Below are 3,630 nucleotides of genomic sequence, written 5' to 3'. Positions count from 1 at the left end.
GATTTTTTATTACTTTAGTTGATTGGCCGTTAAATCAGTCAGTGTCTGCAACCAGGTTACGGTACCTTCATCGGCATCTGTCGGCATGACAAATGGCGCCGTCGAATAAACCGTTGCAACATTTTGCCAATTAATTTGGTCATCACTCAGCAACGATTGTTGCAAATCAGCTACCTGTTGTTCAGTAACTGCAGCTAACCGGTCCGGCATGGTCGCATACATCGTTAAGAACCAGTTTAAGGCCAATTGTTGTGCCACTAACGCTGTAATTGTTTCAGCTTCAGCTGTTACCATGCGGCGGGTTGCCAATGGCATCGCTGGTACTTCTTTTTGCAAAAACTTTTGGAACCGACGCCATTCACTATTGACCAAAGCATAGAATTGCCATGGTACTTGCGTGGCGATTTGGCCCAATGTTTGCTGGGTAATGGTTGTCAACGCCCAAGTTTGCGCTGTGGCATTATCTAACCACGCCATCAAAAAGCGTTGCATCGTCTCCTTGGTAACTGGGGCGAGTCGCGCATTCTGCGTTAAGTGGTAGCGCACAACCAAGAACGCTTTAATCTGTTCTGGTTGAATCGCCTGGCTCTCGGCCAACTTCGTACGCTGTTTAAATTGCCGTAACTGCTTCACTGAGCTAACACTCGCGAAACTCCCTTGTTTAACCATTGTTTATTACCACAAATCTTCCGTATAGTTTTGATCTGGTGCGCCCATGATACGTTCACCACGTTGTAAGGCATCAATGCGTGCCATGTCCGTTGGTGTCAATTGGAATTGCAAATCAATGTTTTGCGCCATGCGGGCCGGATTACCTGACTTTGGAATAACCGCCACGTTATGTTGGATGTGCCAGCGTAGAATAACTTGCGCGACACTCACACCATATCGCGTCGCAATCCCCTGCAACGTCTCATCCTGCAGCACCGCACCGCGGCCCAACGGACTCCAGGCTTGGTGTTGAATGCCAAGTTCCGTTAAGTAATTATGCAGCACGTGTTGATTGAAGTATGGGTGCGTCTCAATTTGATCGACTGCCGGTACAACTGTCGCTTGCGTCAACAAACGATCTAAATGGTGCGCCTCAAAATTCGACACACCAATCGCCCGAACATACCCTTCTTTGTACAAGTGCTCTAATGCACGCCACGTTTCAAAAAATGGCTCAAATTTTGGCCAGTGGACCAGGTACAAGTCTAGATAATCCGTTTGTAGCGCTGCCGTTGTTCGCTTAAAAGCTTGTAGGGTATTTTCATACCCTTGCTCCAGCTGTGCAACCTTACTCGTTAGGAAGTAATCTGACCGATCAAGCCCTGAGTTTACCAGGTAAGCCCCAAGTTCATCTTGATTACCATACATCGCTGCCGTATCAAACATTCGGTAACCTGCTTCAGTTGCCGCCGCCATCACTTCATTGTAGGTTAGTTCTGCATTGGCCGCATCCGTACCGAATCCGACCATCGGCATTTTTACGCCATTGTTTAAAGTCACAAATTCCATCATATTCTCCCCTTAATCATGAATTATGCTTACATTTTAGCATTTAATCATGACGTTTTTGAGAAGAACCACAATTCCAGACAACTAATCTTAGAGCCCTGGTATCTGAATGTCAATACCAGTAAAAAAGCGTCCCACCCGTTACGGTAGAACGCTTAATAGGCATCTTCTTAATCATTACCCATCTTAGTCAACAACCAAGATACAACTAAGACAACGATAATCGCCCCAATGATTGATGGGAACAATGCCATACCGGCCAGTGAAGGCCCCCATGATCCAAGTACCATCTCACCCAGCCAAGAACCAATCAAACCAGCGACGATATTTGCTATCCAACCCATCGATGCGCCTCGGCTAGTAATTGCCCCGGCAATCGCACCAATCACTGCACCAATAATTAAAGTCCAAATTAAATGCATCTTCATATCCTCCTGTTTTGCTGTGCTCATAACTATATCTATACTTTACCAGTGTCCTTGATATTGGACAAACGGAATGCTTTTTTAACGTAAAATTTTTGGACAGTTGTTTCATCTGCGATATACTATGGTAGAGTATAAGGTATACAGGAGGTAATGATTATGTTTTTAACAATTTCCGATGCTGCAAAAGCAAAGCTGACGCAACGTCTTACACCTCAAACCAAGATTGTTTTGGATTTTGATGATGGCGTCGGTCCATTTTCAGACGCAGGGATGTGTACCCTCGACGTGGCCTTTAACATCATCCTTTGCGAAAGCGATCAAATTACTAATGATTTTGACAAAAAAATCGATAGTACACTTGGCCCTGTTTACATCAAGGGTTACACAGCTGCCCAGATGGATTCAGATATGACGCTTTCAGTTGATAAGTACTTGCGTTATAGCCTAGCAGGTCCTTCAGGTACGCTTGATTCAAACGTTGGCTTGCGTGACCTACAAACAGCTTAATCCCAACTATTAAAGCCCAGTCAGACAGCAATCTGAACTGGGCTTTTTGGTTTCTTTTATCACAGCAGCTATTGGTCATGTCGGAGGTCTAAAACCTCCGACATTCCCAGTCTGCTTTATCGTTGTGCTAATGCACGTTCTAATTCTTTAATGCGGCTAATTAAGGCGGCTTGAATAATTTGGGCATCTTCATCAGTAGGTACACTGGCTTGTGGTTGAAGGATTGGTGCATCACCTAATTGGCCCTTCAATTGCTGATTTTCAAGTGCCAAGCGATCCAATTCCGCCGCCATTTCTTGTAGTGCGCCTTGCAGGTCACCTACTTGTGCTTCATAAATTTCGGCACCCGTCCGCCACTTATCAACTTCCGTTTGTGCAGACGCCAATGCTTCTGTTAATTCTTGAATCTTTGTTGCTGCTTCGTCCATGTCACACGCCCCCTTTTTTCATCATAACAAAAGAGGTCATCCTTTAACAGGATGACCTCTTTACACTATGCCGACTGGGGGATTCGAACCCTCGACCTACGGTTTACGATACCGTTGCTCTACCAACTGAGCTAAGTCGGCATAACTCCGAATGTCGGGCTCGAACCGACGACAACACGATTAACAGTCGTGTGCTCTACCAACTGAGCTAATTCGGAATAATATATGCATCGCGACGTCCTATCCTCGCAGGAAGCGATCCTCCAACTACTTTCGGCGCTATTGAGCTTAACTTCTGTGTTCGGTATGGGAACAGGTGTGACCTCAATGCCATCATCACGACACGCGTTATTTCTAACTTACAAGACATTATTTTACGGAAGACTAACCTAATTGTCAACACTTCCTATGTCCCTAATGTCAAGGACTCTCGAAAATAAAAAACACCTTCGGCGAAGATGTTTTACTAACGAGTGCCGACTGGGGGATTCGAACCCTCGACCTACGGTTTACGATACCGTTGCTCTACCAACTGAGCTAAGTCGGCATAACTCCGAATGTCGGGCTCGAACCGACGACAACACGATTAACAGTCGTGTGCTCTACCAACTGAGCTAATTCGGAATGATATGCATAGCGACGTCCTATCCTCGCAGGAAGCGATCCTCCAACTACTTTCGGCGCTACTGAGCTTAACTTCTGTGTTCGGTATGGGAACAGGTGTGGCCTCAGTGCCATCATCACTACACGTTTATGTTGAGAAATTA

Annotated in this window: 5 protein-coding genes, 4 tRNA genes and 2 rRNA genes; 1 reads left to right on the top strand and 10 read right to left on the bottom strand. The window is 45.6% G+C overall.

Annotated features, from left to right (window positions below):
- Positions 1-9: 9 nt before the first annotated feature.
- From WEIDD23_RS04505 to WEIDD23_RS04495, 3 genes are all read right to left on the bottom strand, one after another.
- Positions 10-669, bottom strand: coding sequence for a hypothetical protein (locus tag WEIDD23_RS04505; RefSeq protein ID WP_062358794.1), 660 nt, complete (start codon positions 667-669; stop codon positions 10-12).
- A 6-nt stretch (positions 670-675) separates the two neighbouring features.
- On the bottom strand, positions 676-1,503 hold the full coding sequence (locus WEIDD23_RS04500; protein WP_224228715.1) for an aldo/keto reductase: 828 nt from the start codon (positions 1,501-1,503) through the stop codon (positions 676-678).
- 167 nt (positions 1,504-1,670) lie between these two features.
- A complete protein-coding gene (locus WEIDD23_RS04495) occupies positions 1,671-1,922 on the bottom strand; it encodes a GlsB/YeaQ/YmgE family stress response membrane protein (protein WP_029237417.1) in 252 nt (83 codons plus the stop codon).
- Positions 1,923-2,084: 162 nt separating this feature from the next.
- Here WEIDD23_RS04495 and WEIDD23_RS04490 point away from each other — a divergent pair, with 162 nt between their 5' ends.
- Positions 2,085-2,435, top strand: a complete 351-nt coding sequence (locus WEIDD23_RS04490; RefSeq protein WP_043710131.1) for an iron-sulfur cluster biosynthesis family protein — start codon at positions 2,085-2,087, stop codon at positions 2,433-2,435.
- Between the two features lie 116 nt (positions 2,436-2,551).
- On the opposite strand, the gene WEIDD23_RS04485 is transcribed toward WEIDD23_RS04490, so the two are convergent.
- The 7 genes from WEIDD23_RS04485 to rrf (WEIDD23_RS04455) form a co-directional block, all read right to left on the bottom strand.
- Positions 2,552-2,863, bottom strand: a complete 312-nt coding sequence (locus WEIDD23_RS04485; protein ID WP_010369859.1) for a hypothetical protein — start codon at positions 2,861-2,863, stop codon at positions 2,552-2,554.
- A gap of 68 nt (positions 2,864-2,931) precedes the next feature.
- Positions 2,932-3,004 (bottom strand) — tRNA-Thr (locus tag WEIDD23_RS04480).
- Positions 3,005-3,008: 4 nt separating this feature from the next.
- A tRNA-Asn gene (locus tag WEIDD23_RS04475) sits at positions 3,009-3,081 on the bottom strand.
- A gap of 9 nt (positions 3,082-3,090) precedes the next feature.
- A 5S ribosomal RNA gene (gene rrf, locus WEIDD23_RS04470) occupies positions 3,091-3,207 on the bottom strand.
- 130 nt (positions 3,208-3,337) lie between these two features.
- Positions 3,338-3,410, bottom strand: a tRNA-Thr gene (locus WEIDD23_RS04465).
- 4 nt (positions 3,411-3,414) lie between these two features.
- A tRNA-Asn gene (locus WEIDD23_RS04460) sits at positions 3,415-3,487 on the bottom strand.
- 7 nt (positions 3,488-3,494) lie between these two features.
- Positions 3,495-3,611 (bottom strand): 5S ribosomal RNA (gene rrf / locus WEIDD23_RS04455).
- Between the last annotated feature and the right edge of the window lie 19 nt (positions 3,612-3,630).

Origin of the sequence: Weissella sp. DD23 (assembly GCF_001579105.1) — a bacterium.
Taxonomy (GTDB): domain Bacteria; phylum Bacillota; class Bacilli; order Lactobacillales; family Lactobacillaceae; genus Weissella; species Weissella cibaria.
This window is presented reverse-complemented; position numbering and strand designations above follow the sequence as displayed.